At 67.0% G+C, this 25,343-nt stretch carries 23 protein-coding genes and 1 riboswitch; of the genes, 10 read left to right on the top strand and 13 right to left on the bottom strand.

The window, feature by feature from the left end:
- Positions 1 to 672 precede the first annotated feature (672 nt).
- Together AC0QR5_RS09850 and AC0QR5_RS09845 are read right to left on the bottom strand one after the other, a co-directional pair.
- A protein-coding gene (locus AC0QR5_RS09850) for an IS3 family transposase (RefSeq protein ID WP_329863527.1) occupies positions 673 to 1,820 on the bottom strand; the annotation gives its coding sequence in 2 pieces (ribosomal slippage) (positions 673 to 1,547 and positions 1,547 to 1,820; 1,149 coding nt in all).
- Positions 1,821 to 1,881: 61 nt separating this feature from the next.
- Positions 1,882 to 2,178, bottom strand: a complete 297-nt coding sequence (locus AC0QR5_RS09845; RefSeq protein ID WP_329864134.1) for a GntR family transcriptional regulator — start codon at positions 2,176 to 2,178, stop codon at positions 1,882 to 1,884.
- 226 nt (positions 2,179 to 2,404) lie between these two features.
- Here AC0QR5_RS09845 and AC0QR5_RS09840 point away from each other — a divergent pair, with 226 nt between their 5' ends.
- Complete coding sequence (locus tag AC0QR5_RS09840; protein WP_475372462.1) at positions 2,405 to 2,815, top strand: class II fructose-bisphosphate aldolase; 411 nt, start codon at positions 2,405 to 2,407, stop codon at positions 2,813 to 2,815.
- A 364-nt stretch (positions 2,816 to 3,179) separates the two neighbouring features.
- Positions 3,180 to 4,118, top strand: coding sequence for a LysR family transcriptional regulator (locus AC0QR5_RS09835; protein WP_329864131.1), 939 nt, complete (start codon positions 3,180 to 3,182; stop codon positions 4,116 to 4,118).
- Between the two features lie 65 nt (positions 4,119 to 4,183).
- Here the strand turns inward: AC0QR5_RS09835 and fabG are convergent, their stop codons facing one another.
- From fabG to AC0QR5_RS09800, 7 genes are all read right to left on the bottom strand, one after another.
- Positions 4,184 to 4,945: a 3-oxoacyl-ACP reductase FabG gene (gene fabG / locus AC0QR5_RS09830; RefSeq protein ID WP_430970773.1), complete on the bottom strand. Its 762-nt coding sequence runs from the start codon at positions 4,943 to 4,945 to the stop codon at positions 4,184 to 4,186.
- Between the two features lie 71 nt (positions 4,946 to 5,016).
- A complete protein-coding gene (locus tag AC0QR5_RS09825) occupies positions 5,017 to 5,979 on the bottom strand; it encodes a choline/ethanolamine kinase family protein (protein WP_329864127.1) in 963 nt (320 codons plus the stop codon).
- On the bottom strand, positions 5,979 to 7,274 hold the full coding sequence (eutH, locus tag AC0QR5_RS09820; RefSeq protein ID WP_329864125.1) for an ethanolamine utilization protein EutH: 1,296 nt from the start codon (positions 7,272 to 7,274) through the stop codon (positions 5,979 to 5,981). The genes AC0QR5_RS09825 and eutH overlap by 1 nt, the downstream gene beginning before the upstream one ends.
- Before the next feature lie 16 nt (positions 7,275 to 7,290).
- Positions 7,291 to 8,088, bottom strand: a complete 798-nt coding sequence (locus AC0QR5_RS09815; protein ID WP_329864123.1) for an HAD-IA family hydrolase — start codon at positions 8,086 to 8,088, stop codon at positions 7,291 to 7,293.
- Positions 8,085 to 8,939, bottom strand: coding sequence for a class II fructose-bisphosphate aldolase (locus tag AC0QR5_RS09810; protein WP_329864121.1), 855 nt, complete (start codon positions 8,937 to 8,939; stop codon positions 8,085 to 8,087). The genes AC0QR5_RS09815 and AC0QR5_RS09810 overlap by 4 nt, the downstream gene beginning before the upstream one ends.
- Positions 8,940 to 9,187: 248 nt before the next feature.
- Positions 9,188 to 10,015, bottom strand: a complete 828-nt coding sequence (locus tag AC0QR5_RS09805) for an FAD-dependent oxidoreductase (protein ID WP_443089723.1) — start codon at positions 10,013 to 10,015, stop codon at positions 9,188 to 9,190.
- Complete coding sequence (locus AC0QR5_RS09800) at positions 9,969 to 11,408, bottom strand: FAD-dependent oxidoreductase (RefSeq protein ID WP_475372461.1); 1,440 nt, start codon at positions 11,406 to 11,408, stop codon at positions 9,969 to 9,971. The genes AC0QR5_RS09805 and AC0QR5_RS09800 overlap by 47 nt, the downstream gene beginning before the upstream one ends.
- A gap of 570 nt (positions 11,409 to 11,978) precedes the next feature.
- On the opposite strand from AC0QR5_RS09800, the gene AC0QR5_RS09795 reads away from it, so the two are divergent.
- The 3 genes from AC0QR5_RS09795 (at position 11,979) to AC0QR5_RS09785 (ending at position 14,793) form a co-directional block, all read left to right on the top strand.
- Positions 11,979 to 13,271 (top strand): IS256 family transposase, encoded by a 1,293-nt coding sequence (locus AC0QR5_RS09795; protein ID WP_400588025.1) that lies wholly within the window; start codon positions 11,979 to 11,981, stop codon positions 13,269 to 13,271.
- Positions 13,272 to 13,342: 71 nt separating this feature from the next.
- A complete protein-coding gene (locus tag AC0QR5_RS09790; protein ID WP_329863359.1) occupies positions 13,343 to 13,468 on the top strand; it encodes a hypothetical protein in 126 nt (41 codons plus the stop codon).
- Between the two features lie 5 nt (positions 13,469 to 13,473).
- Positions 13,474 to 14,793, top strand: a complete 1,320-nt coding sequence (locus tag AC0QR5_RS09785) for an MFS transporter (RefSeq protein ID WP_329863360.1) — start codon at positions 13,474 to 13,476, stop codon at positions 14,791 to 14,793.
- Here the strand turns inward: AC0QR5_RS09785 and AC0QR5_RS09780 are convergent.
- Positions 14,729 to 15,721 carry a hypothetical protein gene (locus AC0QR5_RS09780; RefSeq protein ID WP_329863358.1) on the bottom strand — a complete coding sequence of 331 codons (993 nt, stop codon included), beginning with the start codon at positions 15,719 to 15,721 and terminating at the stop codon, positions 14,729 to 14,731. The genes AC0QR5_RS09785 and AC0QR5_RS09780 overlap by 65 nt on opposite strands.
- Positions 15,722 to 15,730: 9 nt before the next feature.
- Positions 15,731 to 17,413 (bottom strand): helicase HerA-like domain-containing protein, encoded by a 1,683-nt coding sequence (locus AC0QR5_RS09775; RefSeq protein WP_329863357.1) that lies wholly within the window; start codon positions 17,411 to 17,413, stop codon positions 15,731 to 15,733.
- Between the two features lie 191 nt (positions 17,414 to 17,604).
- A riboswitch (SAM riboswitch) is annotated at positions 17,605 to 17,697 on the top strand.
- Positions 17,698 to 17,763: 66 nt separating this feature from the next.
- Here AC0QR5_RS09775 and AC0QR5_RS09770 point away from each other — a divergent pair.
- The 5 genes from AC0QR5_RS09770 (at position 17,764) to AC0QR5_RS09750 (ending at position 23,909) form a co-directional block, all read left to right on the top strand.
- Positions 17,764 to 18,672 carry a methylenetetrahydrofolate reductase gene (locus AC0QR5_RS09770; protein WP_329863355.1) on the top strand — a complete coding sequence of 303 codons (909 nt, stop codon included), beginning with the start codon at positions 17,764 to 17,766 and terminating at the stop codon, positions 18,670 to 18,672.
- Positions 18,673 to 18,696: 24 nt separating this feature from the next.
- A complete protein-coding gene (metE, locus tag AC0QR5_RS09765; protein ID WP_329863354.1) occupies positions 18,697 to 21,063 on the top strand; it encodes a 5-methyltetrahydropteroyltriglutamate--homocysteine S-methyltransferase in 2,367 nt (788 codons plus the stop codon).
- The gene (locus tag AC0QR5_RS09760) at positions 21,060 to 22,376 is read left to right on the top strand and encodes an O-acetylhomoserine aminocarboxypropyltransferase/cysteine synthase family protein (RefSeq protein WP_430632966.1); all 1,317 of its coding nucleotides are present in this window, start codon (positions 21,060 to 21,062) and stop codon (positions 22,374 to 22,376) included. The genes metE and AC0QR5_RS09760 overlap by 4 nt, the downstream gene beginning before the upstream one ends.
- The gene (locus tag AC0QR5_RS09755) at positions 22,376 to 23,569 is read left to right on the top strand and encodes a cystathionine gamma-synthase (RefSeq protein WP_329863344.1); all 1,194 of its coding nucleotides are present in this window, start codon (positions 22,376 to 22,378) and stop codon (positions 23,567 to 23,569) included. The genes AC0QR5_RS09760 and AC0QR5_RS09755 overlap by 1 nt, the downstream gene beginning before the upstream one ends.
- A gap of 88 nt (positions 23,570 to 23,657) precedes the next feature.
- Complete coding sequence (locus tag AC0QR5_RS09750) at positions 23,658 to 23,909, top strand: hypothetical protein (protein ID WP_329863342.1); 252 nt, start codon at positions 23,658 to 23,660, stop codon at positions 23,907 to 23,909.
- Here AC0QR5_RS09750 and AC0QR5_RS09745 read toward each other — a convergent pair.
- Positions 23,906 to 24,685: an amino acid ABC transporter ATP-binding protein gene (locus AC0QR5_RS09745; RefSeq protein ID WP_329863340.1), complete on the bottom strand. Its 780-nt coding sequence runs from the start codon at positions 24,683 to 24,685 to the stop codon at positions 23,906 to 23,908. The two genes, AC0QR5_RS09750 and AC0QR5_RS09745, sit on opposite strands and share 4 nt — an antisense overlap.
- A complete protein-coding gene (locus AC0QR5_RS09740) occupies positions 24,672 to 25,331 on the bottom strand; it encodes an amino acid ABC transporter permease (RefSeq protein ID WP_329863339.1) in 660 nt (219 codons plus the stop codon). Before AC0QR5_RS09740 ends, AC0QR5_RS09745 begins: the two co-directional genes overlap by 14 nt.
- Positions 25,332 to 25,343: the final 12 nt, after the last annotated feature.

The raw sequence follows: 25,343 nt of genomic DNA, 5'->3' as shown, positions 1-25,343 counted from the left end.
CGGACTCCACACACCGTTTATCGGACAGTCCCGGAAACATCTCCCGGTCGGTCAAGTCGTTAGAGTCTTGCAGGAGGGAACAGACATAGGCTGTGGCACTGTCGACGACTGCATGCCAGACGGGTCCATCGTATGGGTTGTACTTCACGGTATCGGCGAAAGAAGAATGCTGCACAAAGATGACAGCATCAACCTCCAACTCTTGGACTTCCCTCAGGAGTGCTCCCCGATGTAACCGTCTGCCGGTGCCGGTCAGTGGAAGCCGCCAAAGTCAGGGCGAACTAATCTCACTTGGAATGCCCATTAGAACATTGGCAGTAAGAAGCGCTCCGGGGCATATCTGCGTGTGCCAAAACCTGGGGAGGTCCGGAGCGCTCCTTATTGCCAATGTACTGACTGACAAGCCTGGGGAGTGTCAGTTTCAGGGGTGCTCTCAAAGTCACTTGGGAGTCAGTGGGAGTGACTCCAGCGCTCTAAGTGAGAGCTTACGGTTGGCGCCCCTTTTGCCAATGCAGTCCGGTAATCGAGAGCCTTATCGCGTTGCAGTCTCCCAAGTACAACCACTGAATGCACTCCTATTCGCTGTGCAGTCGACTCCATCCACCCCCTACGAACGGCCGTCGGCGGGACTGGGAGGCCCCCCTGATTGGGTCCCGGTTAGCAGTCCAGTGGCTATGCGATAGCTAGTTGATTTTTCTGCGTCCAGGTGTCCCAGTATTGTTTCGGCGTCATGCCGTCGAGGGATCCGTGGGGCCGTTCATGATTGTAGATGTCCTTCCACTCGTCGGCCAAGTACTTCGCTTCGGCCATGGTGTCGATGATTTCCCCAGTGAGTTGTTCCCTTCTGAATTGGGCGTTGAATGATTCGGCGAACCCGTTCTGCCACGGGGATCCCGGGTCGATGAACGCCGTATCTACCCCGGCAGTGGCGCACCAGTTGACCAGCGCTGCGGCGGTGAATTCCGGCCCGTTATCGGAGCGCACATAGGTTGGCGTGACACCGGTTTCGGCGATGATGTCCTCCAGGACGGCGACCACATCGGTGGCGGTGAAGGACCTGCGCGGAACGATCGCCAGGGCGGTGCGGGTGTACTCGTCAATGACGTTGAAGAACCGGACATGCCGCCCACAGGAGGTCACATCGGATTGGAAGTCGAAGCTGATCACGTGCATCGGGTATTCGGCCTTCAGCCGCTTCTGCTCCCCGGCGCCGGGCCCGGTGCGGCGACGCTTACGCGCCTTCGGCTTGCACGTCAGTCCCTCGGCCCGCCAGAGCCGGCGCACCCGCTTAGCGTTGAGCACCACGCCAGCCCACTCCGGCTGGGCCAGCAGGCGCCAGCGGGCCTTCCGCCACCCCCACGCCGGATGCTCCCCGGCGATGGCCCGCAACGCCGCGCGTAGCCGGGCTTCCTCAAAGCTGACCGCTGGGCGTGACTTGCGCAGCGCGGAACGGTTCTGCCCCAGCACCTTGCACGCGAATCTCTCGGACGCCCCGAATTTCTCCACCGCCATGCGCACTGCCCGGCGGCGAGGTTCGGGGCTCAGAATTTTCCCTTAGCCACCTCGTTCAGGATGTCGATGGCCAGTTCCTTCTCGGCCAGCAACCGCTTCAGCCGGGCGTTTTCCTTCTCCAAGTCCTTGACCGCTTTGGTTTGGGCTGCGTTCTGCTCGGAACCGTACTGCTGCAGCCACCGATACCAGGTTGCCTCGGTGACCTGCAGCTCCTTGATGACCTCGATCATCGGCTTGCCGTCATTGAGCATCTTCTGCCCCTGCCGGACCTTCGCGACGACCTGATCCGGGGTATGCCTACGTGCCATAATCTGTGAATTTCCTCCTGCACCCATTATCGGATGCGAAACTCACACAGTCACCGGACTCCTACCCGGGGACCCAACCAAACAAACTGGCGGGTGATGGTCTGCTCATCCGCGTTGCCGGCAAGGGCACGTTCGTCGCCCCGCAAAAGATCAACGCGGTCTCTCCTGTATACAAAGGAATCCGTGAGCAGCTCGAAGTGCTCGGACGAATCGTCATGCGGCTCAGGCTGTACTCCCGGTTCAGCTCGTTCTCCGACGGGATGCGGTGCTCGGGTGCCCACTCACCACTGGCGATCTTCGCGTGAAAGATGTCCTCGAGCTGCTGATAGATCGGTGTCGCTGAGTCGCGCTCAATCACGTCCGTCATCTTTATGCCTCCAAAACTTTCCACATGATCTTACCTAGTCCGTCTTGTATAGAGTTGTATAGCCATGTACTCTCGACTAAAAGGACCGGAACGAAAGATGTTCTGGCCGGAGCTCGCTGAGGCAGAGCCTGACACAAGGAAGTGAGATCGGACTATGGCCGTATCAACTCGTCGTCTCACGACGGGAGCGCGGAAGCACGGATACGCGGTTCCCGCTGTGAACGTCTTCGACGAGATCAGCATGCGCGCGGTCATCGCCGCAGCGGAGGAGAAGGACTCGCCTCTGATTGTCCAGATCTCGACAAAGACTGTTCGCACCTCGGGGACCGCTTTCATCACGAGCCTTTTCCAGGCGCTCACGCGGCACACATCCGTGCCGGTCGCGCTCCACTTGGATCACTGCCCGGACCGTTCTGTCCTCTCTGACGTCATTGCCGCCGGGTGGTCATCGGTTCTCTTCGATGCTTCTGACCGTGATCTTGCTGACGCAGAGCGTGAGACGACGGAAGTCGTCAAGGAGGCTCACGCAGCGGGCGTCGATGCCGAGAATGCGCTGTTCCTGCAAGAACACAGCCTCCTGAGAGCGATTCTGCAACGCCGTTGGCGTCTTGTTCCTGCAAGAATCTGAGGCCGTCCGCGTGGGACGAGGCGCCCGACTACGGAATCGCCCCATAGGCAACGACCGGCTCTGTGGCTTCAGGTGTAATGGGCGACCGCACCTACGACACGACGACGTGCACACCTCCGGTCGACGCAGGGCCTCCAGGCTCCCGCGGCGCGTCTGCGTCGGCGACCACGAACGATCCAATGACGGCGAAGCACTCGGCCGATGATCAGGGCGTGGTGGGGTCTCGATTCATTGCGAAGACCCAGTAAGCACGGCCGCCCCGACTGCGACCGCCGCCCGCTCCAGCCACAGTACGATGCAAGCTGCGAGCATCGCCCGTTCGGGTGTAGAAGGCGCCCGACAGCTACCGACGGAGGAACGCTCAGTGCCTTCGCTACTTGATACCTGGAATTCCACCCGTCTGCGCCTCTTGGTGGAGCTTGAGCGTTCCGAGAATCTCTCTCAAGCGGCGGCCGCAGTAGGCTTGAGTCAACCCAGCGCAAGCGAGCACATCAGACGGATCAATCTCGCAGCTGGTGAACCGGTTGTTGCTAGACATGGTCGCTCACTCAAGCTGACGACCGCCGGTCAACTGCTTGCGGCCTACGCCGCGCAAGCTCTGGCCAATCTTATGGCGGGCGAGTCGGCGCTGGCGGCTCGTGCCGGCCTAAGGACCGGCATCTTAAGACTGGGGGCTTCTTCCGTGCCTGGCACGTACATCGTGCCGGACGTTCTCGAGCGCTTCCAACGACACTCTCCGGACGTTGCCGTCGAGGTCTCAGTGGGCTCAACTGCCCAGGTCCACCAATGGCTGCTCTCAGGGCGAGTGACGTGCGCCGTCACGTGCGGTGACATTCCTGACGATCGACTCAAACGCGTCCCAGTCGGCCCAGACGAGATCGTTGGCATCGTTGGTCCTCAATTGCTGGAACTCTCCTCCACCGCGAGAATCTCGGCGTCAGCTCTGGACGGCCTTACGCTCTTGGTTCAAGAAGCTGGTTCAAGCACACGTGAGTACGCTCTCCACCTGCTTGACGGCAGCGACTATCGGTTTCGCAGAGTCTGGGAACTCGGGTCCGTCGATGCACTGAAACGAGCTGTGAGAAGAGGCAGCGGCGTAGGTTTTGTCTCCACGCACACGATCGCCGATGAGCGGCGGCGCGGCGAAGTTGTGTCGTTCCAAGTGGCGGGCGTTCCGCAATCCCCTCGGCAGGTTAGTCTTATCCGCCTTTCGCGGTCGACGGTCAGTCCCGCTGAGCAGTACTTCGAATCGATCCTCCGCGCACACCTTTCACGCACCGAGCTGATAGATACACCCCGATAGCGTGGCAATGCTTGGCGCTGCCGTGCGGCAAGCATTGCCACGTCTCGAGCCGGTTATCTCGACACTCAGGATCCGAGCAGAGCCTCTGGCGATTCCGGAAGGATCTGCCCGCCGTCAACCACGAGGGTCTGACCCGTAATGTAACGAGCCTCCTCCGACGCGAGGAAAGTGACGGCGTGCCCGATGTCTGCCGGCCGGCCCAACTCACGCATGGGGACGCTCCGGGCCATCTGCTCCAGGTATGCTTCCCCTTGTCGCTGCAAGCCTTCGGTGAGGACGTTACCGGGGAGAACAGCATTGATCGTGATGCCGTCGGTCGCACATTCCAGTGCGGCACTCCGCATGAATCCTTGCTGCCCCGCCTTGCTCGCTCCATAATGCGACCAACCCGGATATCCGGTGACGGAGCCCGTGATGGAGGACGTAATGACTATGCGCCCCGACTTGCGCGTGCGCATTTGTGGAAGCACAGCCTGGACCATCAGGAACGTCCCCTTGAGGTTGACCTGATGCATCCTGTCCCATTCTTCTTCGGTAATGTCGTCGAGTCGCGCCTGCGGGTAGATGCCTGTGTTCGAGCATAGAATGTCCAGCCTGCCGAATCGCTGCACAACGTTCTCAACCGCCTCCCGACATTCACGTGCGGACGTGACATCTAGATGCTCGAAAGCGCCCCCGATATCGTTGGCTGTAGCGCGGCCCTTGTCGTCAGACACGTCTGCGATCACAACCGTTGCACCGGCACGGGCGAGCACTTCACTGATTCCGCGTCCGATACCGGACGCCCCTCCCGTCACGACAGCCACCTTGTTTTCAAGTGAGAACACTTCGCGCTCCATTCGAGCAAGTCGGGAACTATTTGCGGATTAGGGAGCTCGCAAGCCACCGCCGCGCGGGGCTATCTTGCAGCTCCAATCGTGCTGGTGTGAATCGCTGCGACATAGTCACCGAAGGTAGGGTTCTCAGCGATCGCCGTCATCCTCGACAGGCATTCATCGGCGTAACTGGCGTGGTCGAAGTCGATGAAGCCCGTGCTTCCCGCTTGAACTGACCAAAGGCCCTCTCTAAGCATGCTGACGAAGCGATAAACCCTAACTAGCGCCATGCTGCCACTCTCGACTCCGCCGTCGTACTCGGCCACCAACGCATGTTCTTCTGATTCGCTCAGCTGTGCCTTTTCAGCGAAATCGGCCAAGTCATAGTACGGGTCTCCGGCCCCCACATACTCCCAGTCAATAAGCACTGCGCGCTGGGGCGTGATGATCACGTTTCCGTCTGACACGTCCGCGTGGCAAAGAGAGCGTTCATAGCTGCCTCGAGAGCGCCTGATGCGCTCAACCACCTCGATCGCCCATCGAAACTCGGCCGCCAAGCCGGGAGCAGATCGCTGGACCTGGTCATAAAGCCAAAGCGTTCCGTGGTACGGGTCCGACACGAATCCTTCAAGGGTGGCACCTCGGGTCGCCCCATGGAACGCTGAAAGCAGTCGAGCGACATGGGTAATCGCAGTTCTGCGGTCATCCACTTCCCGGATCAACTTTCCGTGGACGTACTCGACGACGACGGTGCCCGCTACGGGGTCATGGAATACCACCTCGGGAGCCAGGCCGAGCCCAGCGACCTGCTTCAGTGCTTGGAATTGGTTCTCGCGCTTGATTCCGACCCGCTTTGCCAGTTCCCCAGGCAGTTGCTCCTGCACGACGAACGTCTTCGTAGACGAGTCCTCGAGGAGTACGTCCACCCGATAGTTGCGGTTAGTCATCCCGCCGTCGAGCGGTTCCGCATTCCACGACGCTCCGGGGAACAGCGACGTCATTGCTGATTCGACGCTTGGCGGGTGAACGCGCTGCTGAATCGACACTATTCCACCGACTCTCTGCTCTTTGCCAAGCCCTCTGCGTACGGGACGGCTAGCGCCACATCGACAGGCCCCTGCGCGGGTGTCTCGTTCGACATACGCGCTTCGGCCTGCTCAAGGCGCTTCGCGGTGGGCACCGCGATGAAGTACGCGACGATCATGGCTAGTACTGCCGCGATGAGCTTCCCGACCAGAACGGGCATGATCAAGGTTGGCTGGAAGTTCGCTGTAAACGAGAGGTGGTCACCGAGCAGGAAGGCACCTGTCGTCGCAAAGGCGATGGCCATGACCTTGTCCTTTGCCGGCATCTGCCGGATCAGGTGGAAGAGCGCCAGGATGTTGGCGCTGCCGCCCAGAATTCCGGCCATGCCGGTCTCGCTGATGCCGAAGCGTGAGCCGATCGCGGCCAGCGGCTTGGACAAGTACTTCTGGATTGCGTACACCATCGGGAATGCCCCTGCGAGCATGATGCCGACGTAACCCGCGACCTCGAGGGGCCGGAACTGGTCCTCCGGGGTGGCGATGATCGCCCCAAATCCCCACGAACCGAAGACCGTCGAGAAGACCCCAGTGAAGTACTCCACGATAGAGATCGCTAGGAGCACCTTTACCGCCGCGTCGATGAACCGGCCGAACCCCATGAAGAGCTTGATCATGAGGTCAGGGAGAAACTTCAGTCCGCAGGCGATCGCGAGCACGATGATCACTAGCGGCACCATGTTCCCGATTAGGGAGCCCACATCGAGGCCAGCAACTGCTGTGTCCGAAGGTCCGCTCGTGTTTACGTCGCCTCTAATCTTTGCCCCTGTCGCCAGGACGATCATCATCGTGATGAAGACGCCGACGGGAATCGTCAAGATCCCAGACATGATTCCTAGCGCCATGTACTTGTGGTCACGACGGGCCAACATTGCCAATCCGACGGGGATGCTGAACACGATCGTGGCACCTGCCATGAAACCGGTCACCATGGCGGTGATCCAGTCACCGGTGGTGCTCGCTGTAGCCTCCGCGAGCTGATAGCCCCCCATGTCACTGGCGATAAACGTCGTGGCGGCCATCGCGGGGTCGGATCCCAGGAGCGACCACACCGGCCCCAGGACGTTCTCGATGAAGGTGCTGAGATACGGCAGTGCCGCCATCACACCCGCCACCGGAATAAAGAGGTAGCCGATGGAGTGGATGCCCTGAAGGAACTCTTTTCCCAGGCCGCTCTGATCGTCCTTGATGGCGGCGATCGCGCCGATAAGCACGAACGCCATCATGACGTAGATGACGAGGTCGCTAATGATCTCCATGTCCTGCGCCCTTCCGCTAGAGCTGCGTCGGTAGCAGCGTGGCGTGTGCCTCGATGCACGCGACGGCGTGATCGATCGAGATGTGGTCCTCCACCGGCAGACCCGTTTCGTTACTTCGGATCTTGAGCGGTCTTCCGCCGGGCTCACCGAGTTCGTCGGTGACTATTTGCGCCACGCTGAGGTCTTCGTCGCGGGTGAAGTGGCTTATCGTCGCGATTACTGCCATGCCGGCGGCGGACGCAGCGGTCACTCCAATACGAGAGTCCTCCACCGCGACAGAGTTTTCGGGTGCTGCACCTAGCGCGGCCATCGCACTCAGGTAAACGTCGGGCGCTGGCTTTTTCCTGGGCACCATGTCGCCCGCGACGATAACGGCTTCCCGAACGATGTTTGGGCCTAGCGACTTCAGTGCTATGGCTCGCACAGCCTCAAGTGAGGATGTGGAGGCGACACCGATTCGCCAGTCGCGCGCGAGTGCCTCCTCCGCCAGTCGTCGGACGCCGCGACGTGCCGGCATACCATCGCCTGCTGCAATCTCCAGGAAGATTCTCGTCTTGACCCTGTGCCAGTTTGCGATCTCCGCGTCTAATTGACTAGAATCCATCGGAAGTTTGTTCTCGACGATGAACTCGGGAGTGCACAGGGAACGGAGACGCTCCTTGCCCCCGGCGATTTGCAGGACGTCGGCGTAGTCGCGCTCGGTCCACTCGACGGGGAGCCCCACTTCCTTGAACATCTTATTGAATGCCCGGAGGTGTCCGTCTCTTTCCGTCTCCGCGAGCACTCCGTCGCAGTCGTATATTAGGCTGTTCATTCTGCTTTACCTGCACTCCCGAAAACGTCGATGTAGTTTACTGCGACATCACGGACACGGTCGGCGACATATCGCATCAGATTGAGGGGCTCATAATCTGGCTCCCGTTCGCATATGAACTCTCGGTGAGCGTCGATGTAGGCGGCTTTGAGTGCCGTCGAGATGTTCACCTTCGAGCAGCCAAGGCCGATGAGTTCGTTGAACTGCTCGTCACTAAGGCCACTTCCTCCGTGGAGGGCCATCGGCTTGCCCGTAGCACCCACCAGCGCCCTTACACGTTCCGTGTCGAGCCTGGGCAGTTCCGGATAGTTGCCGTGCGCGTTGCCGATCGCCGGCGCAAAGCAGTCGACACCTGTGGTTTGAATGAACTCCACCGCTTGTTCAAGGGGGTACAGGGTGGGGGCGTCGTCACTGCCAACTCCGTCCTCAACCCCTTGGATCCCCTCGATCTCACCCTCTACGTCCGCCCCAAGACGGCGCGCTTCCTGCACCACCTCGATGGTCTGGCGTGTGACCTCCGCCAGAGAAAGACCGGACCCGTCGAAGAGGACCGAGTTCCAACCGGCATCGAGGCATGCGCTTAGCACCTCTCGATCGGTGCAGTGATCGAGATGGAGCACCACGGGCACTGTGGATTTCTCTGCCGCATGACGAAATGCGGACAGTGTCTCTCTTACGCCGTGGGCCTTTACGGTCTTGACGGACGTTTGCACGATCACGGGAGAACGCCGTAGTTCGGCGGCCTCAATGACCGCTCGTAGGGTGAGCTCGTTCACGATGTTGATAGCCAGAACGCCGTAGCGCTCATCCGATGCTCTTTCGAGCAAGGGCCGCAGAGTCGAAATCGCCATTGGTATGCCCCTATGCCCGAATTCCTCGGGACGTCAGTCGTCCAAGCCCGAAAACGCCGATCAGCACTCCGACTACTGCCACCACATAGGCGACATCCTTGCGATCCAGTGTTGCCTCGGAGCGCCATGCCCCCATTGAGACGTCGACTACCGGCTGCCAACCTCTGAAACGCACACCATCCATGCCAACGTGAAACTTTCCAACTGGAGAAAGTACTTGCATTTCGTCTCCTGACGTTTAGATGTTCTTACTGAAGTTCGGCCAGCACGCGATGGAATGCTGCGTCGGCTGTGGCCTCCGCGTCTTCGACGCTCTTGGGATCCGCCGAACTGAAGCAGTCGATCACCGCGCGACTCGGGCCAACGGCGTTCTCAACGTTGCGCATGGGAATTCGTCTGGCAGCGAGGACTACGGCGTCCGTCGGGATTCGGATCGACTCTCCAGCCTGGCGAACGATCGCCGTAGCCGTTCGCGGGAATCCTTCAACCGCCTCGAGCACGGAATTCCAGTGCGTCAGCGTTCCAGGGAACGCAGACGCTTCGCCCGGCTTTGATCTGATTGATGTCACGTGCGCGGCACCAGAACGCAGGAGTTGACTGCACAACGTCGCAGCTAGTTGACCATCGCCCACCACGACGGGATATCTACCCGGGAGCACGCCGGAGTCGAGGTAGTGGTGCACCACCGATCCCGGGAGCACACCTGCGCCGCGGTCACCCGCTATTCCGAGTTCAGCCCTCGTGGCGGGCCGGCTCCCCGTGGCAAGCACTAGCGCTTCTGCGGCCAATGTTCGGGCGCCGTTGACTCCTAGGGTCCGGACCGACCTGTCCCGGTATTCAAAGGCAAGAGTGCCGAGCAGCCATTTCACACCTGCGCGACCCGCGGCTTGTGCCATGCGGCGCGTTTCCGGTTCGGGCTCTTGCCCACCAGGTTCGGGCAAGCGCTCGACGCACGTGACTCCTACTCCCGCCGCTGCAAGTTTCCGGGCGACGAGCAGTCCCGACTGACCCGAGCCGACAACGACAACCTCACGCACGACTTGTCTCCCCCACGCCAATCGAGGAGCCGGGCTCATGCATTGGTGTTTCCCATGCCGCACCACCTGTATATAGCGATGTGATGAATGCGACGCCTGACAGGCAGGCCGAGCCCTGACAACGCCCCCAGGTCGCGTGCGTACGCCGTGCGACCCCGCCGATGGACGTGGCCGGAAGCGGGTCCTGCAGCGCCTGGTGAATATCTCGCGCTGTGACCTTTTCGCACGCGCAAATCACCGTTCGGCCGAGCGGATCCTGCGCGCTGCGTTCACCATCGCCGTCCCACCAGAGGGGCCGGGCGTAGTCCAAGCTGTCCCGAGCACCCGTTCGTGGGAGCGAACTCAGGCCCGCGGAAATCAGCACGTCGCGAATATGCTCACCCATCGCCGGCGACGAAGACACGCCGGTCGAGCGAATACCTGCGACTTGAAGCAGGTTGCTGCTCTTATCCGACCATCCCACTCGATACGTCGGATCACTATGCGGACGTAGTCCGGCGAAGGTCTTGATCGCGAACGTAGTGTCGATTGCTGGCATCAATCGCTGGCAACGAGCTACCACGTCAGCTATTCCGGCGATAGTCGTAGACCTATCGTCTTTTCGCTCGAGATCTTCTGCATCCGGACCCACAAGTACGGAGCCATGCGCCGTAGGGATCACCATCGGCCCATGACCCAGATTGGTCGGCACCCCGGTCAGAATCGATGGAACAGACTTCCCGAATTCCCTGTCAAGGAGAACCCACTGTCCGCGACGGGCGGTGACGGAAAAGTTCTCACCTTCTAGTGCATCCGAAACCTGATCGGCCCCCACACCGGCTGCGTTAACAACGAATCGAGGTCGGAAGCGGCGTTTCGTTGTGACGACCTCACTGACGTGATCGCCGCTACGTGAAGACCCGATGACCGCCTCGCCGAGGTAGAAGCGAACACCGTTCCGCTCAGCCAACTCGGCGTACGCGACGGGCAGTCGCACCGAGTCGACGACACCCTCGTCGGGAACAAACAAGCCGATCATTGCGTCGGGCGATGCATGCGGAGCAACTGTTTCCAGCGCGGCACCCTCCACAATCTCAGCAGCAACGCCGTTGCTCGAGGCACGGTCGGCGAGCAGCGGGATCTGCTGGGCCTCATCCTTCGTGAAGGCAAGAAGCGTCAGTCCGACTCGACGGAATTTGACGCCCAAGCGCGTGGACAGGTCCTCCCATCGACCACTCGACGCCTGCACGAGTTCTGCTTCCAGGCTTCCGGGCCTCATCGACCAGCCGCAGTTCGCGATGCCGCTGTTCGCCCGGGACGCCTCCTCCCCGACATCGTGCCTACGCTCGACTACGGCGACGTCCACGTCGAGGTGGGACAGCGCCATCGCGATCGAAGTGCCGACGACACCTGCTCCGATAATCAGAACGTCTGGACTTTCGACCTCGGCCACCATTGGACTCGGAACCACTAGACCTCCTATTTGTTGGCGTCACCCTCGACGCCTCCACATGCGGGACCATAGGATCATAGGAGCCCCAGATAGACACGGTCAACGAGACCGGCGAAAAGTGGCTCCAATAATCGAGAGACTGGACGTGAGGGCTTCCATCTATCAGGTCTCCCTATACGTGGAATGGGACATAAGCCGATGACTGCCCGCCATCAACCGGACTTCTCGGCGCGAGTCAAGTCGACGAGGCCGGTGAACTCACTCGCGGGGAGCTGGAAAAGACCTCGAACTTGCCGCCGCATGGCGGCGCTACGGCGAGAGCCGCCACCCGACACGCCGTAGGTTCCGGTGGCGGAACTCTGCTGGCGAACCGCCTCGTCGCCGTGCGAGGTTGGGGACTGTCGCCTGCCATGAGCATGGGACCGGTCTGAGCGGTTTTCTGCCAGTTGCATGGGACCACCTGGATCGCCAGTCATGGGACCGCCCGGCGCGCCTTGCCGGGGACTGTGGAAATAACGGTGTATCCGGCTCGACACGCCGGGCGGTAAGCCTGGCGGGGAGGAGCCCGATATGGCCGCAACACTTGAGGCTGTGCCGAGTACGAAAACCGCTGAAAAGAAGACAGAAGTATCCGAGGGCGACGCTGCGCGCGAGCTGGTCAGAATGGCGAAGGAACAGGGCCTGTCCCTGACCGGGCCGGACGGTCTGCTCAAGCAGCTGACCAAGACCGTGATCGAGACCGCGCTCGATGAGGAAATGACCGAGCATCTCGGATATGAAAAGCACGATACGGCAGGGAAGCAGACCGCGAATTCCCGCAACGGCGTGCGCCCAAAAACGGTGCTGACGGAGACCACGGGCCCGGTGGAGGTGGACGTGCCGCGGGACCGGGAAGGGACCTTCTCACCGGTCATCGTCAAGAAGCGTCAGCGCCGCCTGACCGGTGTCGATGAGATGGTCCTGTCGCTCTATGCCAAGGGCCTGACCACCGGGGAAATCAGCGCGCACTTCGCCGAGATCTACGGTGCGTCCGTGTCAAAGGAGACCGTCTCGCGGATCACCGACAGGGTGCTCGACGAGATGGCCGCGTGGCAAAACCGGCCGCTGGATGAGGTCTACGCGGCGATCTTCATCGACGCCATCGTCGTCAAGGTCCGCGACGGGCAGGTCGCCAACCGGCCCGTCTACGCCGCGATCGGCGTGACGCTGGAGGGTGAGAAGGACATCCTCGGCCTGTGGGCCGGCACCGGCGGTGAGGGCGCGAAGTTCTGGATGAGCGTGCTCACCGACATCAAGAACCGCGGCGTGAAAGACACCTTCTTCCTGGTCTGCGACGGCCTCAAAGGCCTGCCCGAAGTCGTCACCAACGTCTGGCCGCTGACAACCGTGCAGACCTGCATCATCCACCTGATCCGCAATACCTTCCGCCTGGCCTCGAAGAAGGACTGGGACGCGCTCAAACGGGACGTGAAGCCCATCTACACCGCCGTGAACGCTGCGGCCGCCAGGGCGGCGTTCGAGGAGCTCACCGAGCGCTGGGGCAAGAAATACGGGGCCATCGTGCGGCTGTGGGAGAACGCGTGGGAGGAGTTCATCCCGTTCCTGGACTATGACGTGGAAATCCGGCGCGTGATCTGCTCGACCAATGCGATCGAATCCCTCAACGCCAGGTACCGGCGCGCCGTGAAGGCCCGGGGTCATTTCCCCACCGAGCAGGCTGCGCTAAAGTGCCTGTATCTGGTCACCCGATCCCTCGATCCGACCGGTGCCGGCAAGACCCGATGGGCCGTGCGTTGGAAGCCCGCTTTGAACGCCTTCGCCATCACTTTCAGCGACCGATTCCCGGCCGCTGAAAGCTACTAAAAGAAACCGCCGGATACACCGTTAATGAGATAGTCCCGGTCCTCGCCGCCCTCACCGAGGCCGGCCGTGAGGTGCTCGACCGGGCGCGCCGACAGCGCGCCGCCTGGCTGCACCGGCGCGTCGACGAGCTCGACGACGGGGACCGCGCCGTCCTGGCCCGCGCCGCCGCGCTCCTGCAGGGGATGAGCGCCCAGTGAGCAGCATGTTCAGCTCCCTCGCCGTGCCCAACTACCGCCTCTGGGCCACGGGTGCCCTGGTCTCCAACATCGGCACGTGGATGCAGCGCGTCGCCCAGGACTGGCTCGTGCTCACGGTCCTGACGGACCACTCCGGGACCGCCGTCGGCATCACGACCGGCCTGCAGTTCCTGCCCATCCTCCTGCTCGGCCCCTACGCCGGGCTCATCGCCGACCGGCACGACAAGCGCCGGTTGCTCATGGCTACCCAGACGGCGATGGGCCTGTGCGCCCTGGTCCTGGGCCTGCTCGTGCTCACGGGCACGGCGGAGCTCTGGCACGTCTACGCCATCGCCACGGCCCTCGGCCTGGCCAGCGCGTTCGACGCCCCGGCCCGCCAGGCGTTCGTCTCCGAAGTGGTCGACGCGGGCCAGCTGCCCAACGCCGTCGCCCTCAACAGCGCCTCCTTCAACCTCGCCCGTCTGGCCGGCCCCGGCGTCGCGGGACTCGTCATCGCCTGGATCGGCACGGCCCCCGCGTTCCTCGTCAACGCCGCGAGCTTCGCAGCGGTCCTGCTCGCGATCGGCCGCATGGACGTCGCGGCGCTGCGCCCCTCGGCCCGGGCACCGCGGGGACGGCACCAGATCCTCGAGGGCGTCCGCTACGTCAAGGGCCGCCCCGACCTCGTGATGATCCTCGTCCTCGCGGGCATCATCGGCACGTTCGGACTGAACTTCCAGCTCACCAACGCCATGATGGCCACGGAAGTGTTCCGCGAGGGACCCGAGGCCTACGGCCTGCTCGGCACCGTGATGGCCGTCGGCACCCTGGCCGGGGCCCTGTGGGCGGCCCGCCGCGGACGCTTCCGCCTGCGCTACCTGCTCGGCGGGGCGGTCCTCTTCGGCGTCTTCACGATCGCCGCGAGCCTCATGCCTTCGTTCTGGTGGTACGCCGCCCTGCTGATCCCGGTCGGCCTGGCCTCGCTGACGTTCCTCAACAGCTGCAACACCTCGATCCAGCTCTCGGTCGAGCCGCGGTTCCGGGGGCGCGTCCTGGCCCTCTACATGGCCGTCATCCAGGGCGGGACGCCCATCGGGGCTCCGCTCGTGGGGTGGGTCGGGGAGACGTTCGGGGCGCGCTGGTCCGTCGGCGTCGGCGGCGGGATCGCGCTCGTCGCCGGGATCTGGGCGCTCGTCCTGGTGCGCCGGAGGATGCGGACGACGCCGGGGCCCGGTCCCGCGGGGACGTCCCCCGTGGACGGATCGGCCGAGGGGCGACCGGCTACTGGTCGACCGGCTGCGGGACGACCCGCAGGGAATCAGTCCCCACGGACAACGACGCCGTGAAGCCGAATCCGGCCTCCACGCTGCGCTCCTCCTTGAGGCCCGTCATGAGGTCCTGCTCGACGAGCGTGATGCGCGTGCCGACCTCGAGCGGGTTCAGCACCCAGCCGCCCTCGTGCGCCGCGACCTCGACCTTGGGATAGCCCACGATGTCCCAGTTGATCGTGGAGGCCTCGACGCGCGCGTTCGTGTCGTAGCTGAGCGGGCAGGCCGCCGGCTTGAGCACCTGCTGCTCGGCGCAGCGGTCCAGATAGGCCTTGAGCTCGGCCGAGATGTCGTCCGTGAGCGCCTGCGTGGGGCGCGTGACGAGGCCGAGGGGCGTCCGCACGCCCGACGGCGAGTTCACGATCCGGCGTTCCTCCGCGGCCTCGAAGTACTTCTCCTCGTAGCTGGCGGTGACGACGGCGGGCAGCAGGACGGGGAGGTCCTGGGCGCCGTCGGCGAGCGGGGAGGCGAGGCCGTTGACCGTGAACTCATTGGTGGTGTCGGCGGTGACGCGCAGGACCTGGGGGCCGGGGGAGACGAGCCGCCACCGGTCGAAGAAGAGCCATTCCGTCCCGGCGTGCTCGAGGCGGAACTGCGTCTGGTAGCGCCGGCCGTCCACGGAGTAGGCCGTGGTCACGGTCGCGTCGCCGCCCGCGGCGCGCTCGAGCGATTCGACCTCGAAGTCCTCGATCGCGGACGTCGCGGCGCGGAGCCCGTCGCCGTCCACGAGCAGGGCGTTGCCGTCCGGCGAGCCGGTGCCGAGCATCCCGAGCGCGAGCGCGCCCTCGCCGGCCTGCAGGTGCCCGAAGTAGTCCATGACGACCCGCTGTGGGCCGAACACGCGCTGGTTGACCTGCGTGATGGCGACCCCGACGCCGACGGCCACGATCATCACGGCCGAGAGCCATGCGGCGACGACCTTGACGAGGGGGGATCCGGAATTCACACCTCCACGTTACCGGCGGCGGCGCTTGGTGCCGAACATGCCGCGCATCAACTCCTTGCCGAGGGCCCCGGCGGCCTGCAGCGCGAAGTCCATGACGGGGTTCTGCTCCGGGACCCGGGAGGGCGCCGGGGCAGGGGCGGGAGCAGGCTTCGGGGACGACGACGGGGCCCGGCCTGGCGTCGTCGGCGGCAGCGTGCTGGGGCGGCCCAGGATCTCCTCCTCGATGCGCCGGGCCTCGGCGTCGATGTCCGCCTGGCTCTGCCCGCGTCCCGGGACGTGCCCCGCGACCGAGCCGCCGGTGGCCGGGGAGGAGGGCTCCGGCGTCGTACCCGGGGTCCCGGCCGCGCCCTTGAGCTTCTCGAAGGCCGACTCGCGGTCCACGGGCGTGCCGTAGACCTGCAGGAGGGCCGACTCCGCGACGACGCGCTCGACGACGGAGGCCTCCGACGCGCCCATCGTGGAGCGCGGGGACCACATCCGCGTCCACGCGACCGGGGTCGGTGCGCCCTTCTCGTTCATGACCGTCACGATCGCCTCGCCCGTGCCCGCCTGCGTGAGCGCCGCGCTGAGGTCGTAGTCGCTCACGGGGAACGTCGAGACGGTCGCCTTGAGGGCCTTGGCGTCGTCCGGCGTGAAGGCGCGCAAGGCGTGCTGAACGCGGTTCGCGAGCTGGCCCAGGACGTCGGCCGGGACGTCCTTCGGCGTCTGCGTCACGAAGAACACGCCCACGCCCTTGGACCGGATCAGGCGCACCGTCGTCGTGATGGATTCGAGGAAGGCCTTGGACGCGCCGCGGAAGAGCAAGTGGGCCTCGTCGAGGAAGAAGACGAGCTTGGGCTTCTCCGGATCGCCGACCTCCGGGAGCTCGGCGAAGAGGTCCGCGAGGAGCCACATGAGGAAGGTGGAGAACACGAGCGGCTTCTGCAGGAGCGTCGGCAGCTCGAGGCAGGAGATCACGCCGCGGCCGTCGGGGGCCGTGCGCAGCAGCTCCGCCGTGTCGAACTCGGGCTCGCCGAAGAAGCGGTCCAGGCCCTGGGCCTCGAGCGTGACGAGCTCGCGCAGGATCACGCCCGCCGTGGCCTTGGAGAGCCCGCCGAGCTCGGCCAGCTCCGCCTTGCCCGCATCCGAGGTCAAGTGCTGGACGACGGCGCGGAGGTCCTTGAGGTCGTAGAGCTCCAGCTCCTTCTGGTCCGCGTAGTGGAAGACGAGCTGGAGGCTCGACTCCTGGGTCTCGTTCAGGTCCATGACGCGGGACAGGAGCAGCGGCCCGAACGCCGAGACCGTGGCGCGCACCGGCACGCCGGTGCCGTCGCCGCCGAGCGCGTAGTACTCCACCGGGAAGTCCGCGGGCGACCAGTCCATGCCCACGCCCGCCGTGCGGGCCAGGAGCTTCTCGCCGCCGGCACCGGGGGTGGACAGGCCCGTGAGGTCCCCTTTCACATCCGCGAGGAACACGGGGACCCCGTTCTCGCTGAGCTGCTCGGCCATGACCTGCAGGGTGATGGTCTTGCCCGTGCCGGTCGCCCCGGCCACGAGGCCGTGCCGGTTCATCATCCCGAGCGGCAGGCGGACCTGCGCCTCGGGGTGGACCGCGCCGTCCACGACCGCGGCGCCGAGGCCCATGGAGGGGCCCTCGAAGACGTATCCGTTCCTGATGAGTTCGACGTGCTCCGCCGGAGTTCGCTTAGCCATGCCCCACAGACTACTTCCCCCACGCTCCCCGTCACACGCGCGTCATGTGACCCGGATCCGCCGGGGATGACGCGCCGACGGCCCGGCCCGCGCGGGCCGGGTCGTCACATCCGGACACATGCGGGACTGTGAAGCGCCCGCCGCGGCCGTGCTTGCCGCCCGGGGCACCGTGTGCCTTAGATGAATGCACCAACCCATCAAGAGCGGCCGAGAGATCTGGATCGACGACGCCGCAGCAACCACCCGGAGTCCCGGAACGGTGCTACCGCCAGAAGCGATGGAGACGCATCCACGTCCCGGCCGTCCCCGGGAGCCGCGGTGCACTCCCTTGCATACCGCGAGGAGGAACCATGTCCGAACCCCTGACGGCCAGTCCGCCGTCGTTGTCCTACGAGCTCTACCCGCCGCGGGACGCCGCGAGCCGCGAGACGGTCCTGGAGGCCGTCGAGGCGCTGCGCGCCACGGCCCCCGACTACGTCTCGGTGACGTACAACGGCACCGCCGAGCGCCGCGCCGCCTCGGTCGAGCTCATCACCCACCTGATCGAGAACACACGGCTGCGGCCCCTGGCCCACTTGACGTGCGTCGGGGAGACCCGGGCCTCGCTCGACGCCCTCGTCAGCCGGCTCGTGGGGCTCGGCGTCCGCGGCGTCCTGGCCCTGCGCGGGGACCTGCCCGCCGATCCGGGCGGGGACCGCGGCGAGCTGCCGTTCGCCCGCTACCTCGTGGAGCTCATCCGGCAGGTCGAGGACCGCCGCTCCGCGACGCTCGCGGCCGGCCGCCTGGCCATCGGCGTCGCCGCCTACCCCACGCGCCACCCCGAGTCGCCCTCGTTCCAGCACGACGTCGAGGTGCTCCTGTCCAAGGAGCGCTCCGGGGCGAACTTCGCGATCACGCAGATCTACTTCGAGCCCGCGCAGTACGCGGGGCTCGTCGCGGCCGCCCGGGCCGCGGGCGTGACGATCCCGATCGTGCCGGGCATCATGCCGGTCAACAGCGTGCGGCGCCTCCTGCGCCTCTCCGCGCTCGCCGGCGTCGCACCCGACGCGGCCCTGCTGTCCCGCCTCGAGGGGGCCCGGAGCGACGCCGAGCGGCGTGCGATCGGCGTCCAGGCGGCCGCCGCCCTCGCCCGCGCCGCGTTCGACGACGGGGCCCCCGGACTACACCTGTACACCTTCAACGACCCCCTCGGCTCGCTTGACGTCGTCCACGAGCTCGGGCTCGCCGGCGCCGGCCGGGCCCTCGCCCCCGCACTCTGACCCAACCCCACCCAGGAGGACACCATGACCACCACCCCCCGCTTCCCCGAAGCCACCATCCTCGGCTACCCCCGCATCGGCCCCGCCCGCGAGCTCAAGAAGGCCGTCGAGGCCCATTGGGCCGGCCGCCTCGACGAGGCCGGGCTGGACGCGGCCGCCGAACGGCTGCAGGAGGACACCGTCGCGCGGCTCGTCGAGCTCGGCCTGGACGCGCAGGACTCCTCGATCCCGGCCGACTTCGCCCTCTACGACCAGGTCCTCGACACGACCGCGGCCCTCGGCGCCCTGCCGCGCCGCTTCGCCGACCTCGCCGCCTCCGACGGTTCGGTGGACACGGCCGGCTACTTCACCCTGGCCCGAGGCGACGCCGAGCGGGCACCGCTCGAGCTGACCAAGTGGTTCGACACGAACTACCACTACCTCGTCCCCGAGATCGGACCGGACACCGCGTTCGCGCCGCTCGCCCACCGCCTGAGCTCGACCATCGCGCGCCACGCGGCCGCCGGTTCCGTGCTGCGCCCGGTCCTCGTGGGCCCCGTGACCTACCTCCTGCTGTCCAAGCCGGAGGACGGCGCGCCGGAGGGCTTCGACCCCCTGGACCGGCTCGACGACGCCGTGGCCGCCTACCGCGGGATCCTCGCCGGCCTCGCCGCTGCCGGCGCCGAGTGGGTCCAGCTCGACGAGCCGGCGCTCTCGACCGACCGCGGCGGCGCCCTCGCCGTTCCGGGAGGGGCGCTCGAGCGCGCCTACCGCGCGCTGGCCGCGGACGACGCCGGGGCCCGGCCCGCGCTGTTCGTCACCACGGGCTACGGCACGGCAGGGGACCCGCAGGCGCCGGGGCGCGCCCTGCGCGTGCTCGCCGAGGCGGGCGTCGAGGCGGTGCACGCCGACCTCGTCCGCGGGGCGCGGCCGGCCGGGGCCGAGCTGGCCGCGCTGGGCGGCACGCGCTTCGTCGCCGGGATCGTCGACGGGCGCAACGTGTGGCGCAACGATCTCGCGGCGTCCCTGACCCTGCTCGAGGAGCTCTCGGGCGCGGCGGGCGAAGCCTCCGTCGCGACGTCGACCTCGCTCTTCCACGTCCCGCACGACGTCTTCGCCGAGGAGTCCCTGCCCGCGCACCTGCCGTCCTGGCTCGCGTTCGCGGACCAGAAGGTCGCCGAGGTGCGGACCCTCGCCGCGGGCCTGGCCTCCGGGCCCGCCGGCGTGGAGCGCGAGATCGCCGAGGCGTCGGCCGCGATCGCCTCCCGCGCCGCGTTCGAGGGCGTGCGCCGTGAGGAGGTGCGGTCCCGGACATCGGCGCTGACCGCCGCCGACGTGGAGCGCGCACCCGCCGAGGAACGGGCCGAGGCGCAGCGCCGCCGGCTCGGCCTGCCCGTGTTGCCGACCACCACGATCGGTTCCTTCCCGCAGACGGGCGAGGTGCGCAAGGCGCGCGCCGACGTCCGCGCCGGGCGGATCGACGAGGCCGCCTACGACGGCTTCCTGCGGGCCGAGATCGCCCGCGTCGTGGCGCTGCAGGAGGAGCTCGGGCTCGACGTGCTCGTCCACGGGGAGCCGGAGCGCAACGACATGGTGCAGTACTTCGCGGAGAACTTCGACGGCTTCGCGGCGACGACCCATGGCTGGGTGCAGTCCTACGGATCGCGCTGTACTCGGCCGTCGATCCTCTGGGGCGACGTCTCCCGCCCCGAGGCGTTCACGGTGCCGTGGACGAGCTACGCGCAGTCGCTCACCGCGAAGCCGCTCAAGGGCATGCTGACCGGTCCCGTGACGATCCTCGCGTGGTCGTTCGTCCGCGACGACCAGCCGCTGCGCGAGACGGCGAACCAGGTGGCCCTGGCCCTGCGCGACGAGATCGCCGACCTCGAGTCCGCCGGCACCGCGATCATCCAGGTCGACGAGCCGGCACTGCGCGAGCTGCTCCCGCTGCGCGCCGCGGACCAGGAGGACTACCTCGCGTGGTCCGTCGGCGCGTTCCGCCTCGCCACCTCGGGCGTCCGCCCGGACACCCAGATCCACACGCACCTCTGCTACTCGGAGTTCGGGGAGGTCATCCGCGGGATCGACGGCCTGAACGCCGACGTGACGAGCATCGAGGCCGCCCGCTCCCGCATGGAGGTCGTCGCCGACCTGGCCGGCTTCGGCTACTCCCGCGGGATCGGCCCGGGCGTGTACGACATCCACTCCCCGCGCGTTCCCTCCGTCGAGGAGGTCACGGGCCTCATCGAGACCGCGCTCGCGAGCGTCCCGGCGGGCCAGCTGTGGATCAACCCGGACTGCGGGCTGAAGACCCGCGGCTACGAAGAGACGACGGCGTCGCTGCGCCACCTCGTCGAGGCGGCCGCGGCCGCGCGCACCGGGCTGCTCGCCGGTGCGGGGACGCCACGATGAGCAGCACCACCCAGATCCACGCCGGCTACGCGCCGGCGGGGCCGCACTACCCGGTCGCCGTGCCGATCCACCAGAGCGCGGCCTACGAGTTCCAGGACTACGCGAGCGCGCGCGCCATGTTCGCCCTGACGCGCCCGGGCTTCACCTACACGCGCACGGGCAACCCGACCGTGGCCGTGCTCGAGGAGCGCGTCGCCGCGCTCGAGGGCGGCCTGGGCGCGGTGGCGACGGCGAGCGGGCAGTCCGCCGTCGCCACGGCCCTGTTGGCGCTCCTCGGCGCCGGGGAGGGCGGCGGGCGCGTCGCGGCGTCGTCCCAGCTCTACGGGGGGACGGTGGACCTGCTCACGGATACCTTCGCCGACTTCGGCTACGGCGTGGACTTCGTGGACCAGGACGACCCGGCGGCGTGGGCGGCGGCGATCGGGCCCGGGACCCGGGCCGTGCTGCTCGAGTCCATCACGAACCCGCTCGCGACCCTGCCGGACCTGCCGGCGATCGCGCGCACGGCCCACGCCGCCGGGGTGCCCGTGGTCGTGGACAACACGCTCGCCACCCCCGCCCTCTACCGGCCGTTCGAGCACGGGGCCGACGTCGTCGTGCACTCGGCGACGAAGTTCCTCGGCGGCCACGGGACCACCCTCGCGGGCGTCCTTGTGGACGGCGGGACGTTCGACTTCGCCGCCGATCCGGTCAAGTGGTCGCGGATCGTGGGCCCGCGGAGCCGCTACGGCGGGGCGAGCCTCTGGGAACGGCACGGCCGCGGCGCGTACCTGGCCTATGCGCGCAGCAAGTACCTACACGACCTCGGCCCCGCGTTGGCCCCCTCGGCCGCCGCCGAGATCCTGCGCGGGACGGAGACGCTGCGGTTGCGGGTCGAGCGCCACGGGCGGAACGCCGTGGACGTCGCCCGCTTCCTCGACGCGCACCCCGCCGTCGCCCGCGTCCACCACCCCTCGGTGCCCGGGCACCCGGGGGAGGGGATCGCGGCGCGCGACTTCCCGGACGGCACGGGCTCCGTGTTCTCGTTCGACCTCGCGGTGGACCCCGAGCGGGACCCCGGGGCGGTGGCGCGCTTCATCGACGCGCTGCGGCTCTTCAAGCTCGTCGCCAACCTCGGGGACACGCGCTCGCTCGTGGCCCACCCGGCGGCGATGACGCATTGCCGGCTCACGCCGGCGCAGCGGGCCGCGGCCGGGATCGGCGAGGCGACGATCCGGCTCTCGGTGGGCCTCGAGGAGCCGGCGGACCTGACCGCCGACCTCGCGCAGGCCTTCGCCGCGGCGGGGCTCGTCGCCGAGGGGAGCGTGGCCTGATGGGCGCCTACCGGGGCTTCAACACGACGGCGATCCACGCCGGGCAGGAACCGGACCCGCTGACGGGGGCGGTCATCCCGCCGATCTACCAGACCTCCACGTTCGTCCAGGACGGGATCAACGTCCTGCGCGGGGGCCACGAGTACTCGCGCGGCTCGAACCCGACGCGGGCCGGCTTCGAGGCGCAGCTCGCCGCGCTCGAGGGCGGCGTCGCGGGCTTCGCGTTCGCCTCGGGGATCGCCGCGGAGGACGCCCTCCTGCGGGCGCTGCTCGCCCCGGGCGACCACATCGTCCTGGGCGCCGACGGCTACGGCGGGACCAACCGGCTCATCAACCGGCTGCACGGCAAGTGGGGCGTGGGGAACACCCCCGTGCCGATCACCGACGCGGCGGCGGTGCGCTCCGCCGTCGTTCCGGGGAAGACGGCGCTGCTGTGGCTCGAGACGCCGTCGAACCCCCTCCTGGGGATCGCGGACGTGCGCGCCTGGGCGCGGATCGCGCACGACGCCGGGGCCCTCCTCGTCGTGGACAACACCTTCGCCTCGCCCTACCTGCAGCGGCCCCTTCAGCTCGGGGCCGACCTCGTGGTGCACTCGACCACGAAGTACATCGGCGGGCACTCGGACGTCCTGGGGGGCGCGGTCGTGGCCTCCGGGGGCGCGTGGCGCGGGGAGGCGCTCGCCGAGGCGATCGGCTTCCAGCAGTTCGCCGGCGGGGCCGTCGCGGGGCCGCAGGACGCCTACCTCGCCGCGCGCGGCCTCAAGACCCTGGGGCTGCGGATGGAACGGCACGGGGCCAACGCGCTCGAGCTCGCCCGCTGGCTGCGGGAGCGGCCCGGGGTCGCCGAGGTGCTGTATCCGGGGTTGGAGGAGCACCCGGGGCACGCGCTCGCCGCGGAGCAGATGGACGGCTTCGGCGGGATCGTCTCGCTGCGCTTCGGCCACGAGCGCGCGGCCCGGGCGTTCGCCGAGTCCACGCGGCTCTTCGCGCTCTCGGTCAGCCTCGGCGGGGTCGAATCGCTCGCCTGCTACTGCTCGGAGATGACGCACGCGAGCGTCAAGGACACCCCGCTCGCCGTGCCGACGGACCTCGTCCGGCTCTCCGTCGGGGTCGAGGACGTGCGGGATCTGCGGGCCGACCTTGAGCAGGCGCTCGCCGTCGTCGCGCGGCTGCCGCAGCCGGCGCGGGTCTGAACCGTTGACCGCGCAGGGCGTGCGTGCGAGTCTTTCCCTCAAACGGATGGACCGAACCGGTCCGCCGGCGACGCGACAGGGGACTGACATGACGGTTCAGACGACGAAAAACGGCCGGGCGCGCGGCCCTGTGGTGCTCCTGTGGGCCGGGATGCTCGCCACCGCCCTGGCCGTGTTCCTCGTGGCCGGGGCGCTGTGGGGCACGACGGACAACGCGCCCGTGACGCCGACCCAGCTGCTCGTGGGGGCCGCCCTGCCGGTCGCCGTGCTCGCCGCCGCGCTCCTCGGCGCCGGCGTGCTGCTGCGCCGCGGTGGTTCCCGCAAGGGCGCCTCGGCCTAGAACGGATTCAGGAGGCGGTGCACGAACTGGCGCGTGCGCTCGGCCCGGGGCGCGCGCAGCACCTGGTCCGGGTGCCCGCGCTCGACGACGACCCCGCCGTCCATGAAGACGACCTCATGGGCGACCTCGCGGGCGAACGCGAGCTCGTGCGTGACCATGACCATGGTCCAGCCCTCGGAGGCGAGCTCCTTGATCACGGTGAGCACGTCGCCGACGAGCTCGGGGTCCAGGGCGGACGTCGGCTCGTCGAAGAGCAGGAGCGAGGGCTTGAGCGCGAGCGCCCGGACGATCCCGACGCGCTGCTGCTGCCCGCCCGAGAGCTCGTGCGGGTACTGCTCCGCCTTCGCCTCGAGCCCCACGCGGGCCAGGAGGGCCCGCGCCTCGGCGACGACCTCGGCCCGGGGGCGGCCCTGGACCCGCACGGGACCCTCGATGACGTTCTGCAGGACCGTCATGTGCGGGAAGAGGTTGTAGTTCTGGAAGACCATGGCGCTGCGCGTGCGCAGCGACTCCTTCTCCTTGCGCGTCGTGGACGGCCCGAAGTCGACCTCCGGCCCGCCCGCGAAGGCGACGCGGCCGGCGTCGGGCTGCTCGAGGCCGTTGAGGCAGCGCAGCACGGTCGTCTTCCCGGAGCCCGACGGGCCGATGAGGGCCAGGACCTGCCCGGAGCCGACGGCGAGGTCGATCGAGCGCAGCACGTGGTTCTCGCCGAACGACTTCTGCAGGCCCTCGGCCCGCAGGAGGGGCCCGGCGGACGGGGCGTCAGTGGGCGACATAGCGGTCCAGCCTCCTTTCGATGCGCACCTGGCCCGCGGACAGGACGAGGCAGAACACCCAGTACACGAGCGCCGCGGCGAGGTAGACCACCATGAACTGCTGGCTGAAGGCCGCGATCTGCTGTGCCTGGCGGAACAGCTCGGTGACGAGGATGAGCGAGGCGAGCGAGGTGTCCTTCACGAGCGAGATGAAGGTGTTGGACAAGGGCGGCACGGACACGCGCGCGGCCTGGGGCAGGATGAGCCGGCGCAGGGTGAGCGTGCGCGACATGCCGATCGTGTACCCGGCCTCCCACTGGCCCTTGGGGACGGAGAGGATCGCCGCCCGGATGACCTCCGCGGCGTAGCCGCCGACGTTGAGCGAGAACGCGATGACCGCGCTCGGCCACGGGTTGATCGTCACGCCGACCGAGGGCAGGCCGTAGAAGATCACGAACAACTGCACGAGCAGGGGCGTGCCGCGGATGACCGAGATGTACGCGCGGGCGATCCCCGAGACGACCCGGCGGCGGCTGATCCTCATGAGCGCCACGCACAGCGCGATCGCGAGCCCCAGCGCGAAGCTGATCAGGGCCAGTGGGACACTCCCGGTCAGCCCGTCCCGGGCGATCGGCCCGAGCGAGTCGAGGAACAGCTGCCAGTTCACGGTGCGCCCGCC

This window comes from Arthrobacter sp. J156 (assembly GCF_056172865.1).
Note: the sequence above shows the minus strand (reverse complement) of the source record. Positions and strands in the feature narration are given on the sequence as shown.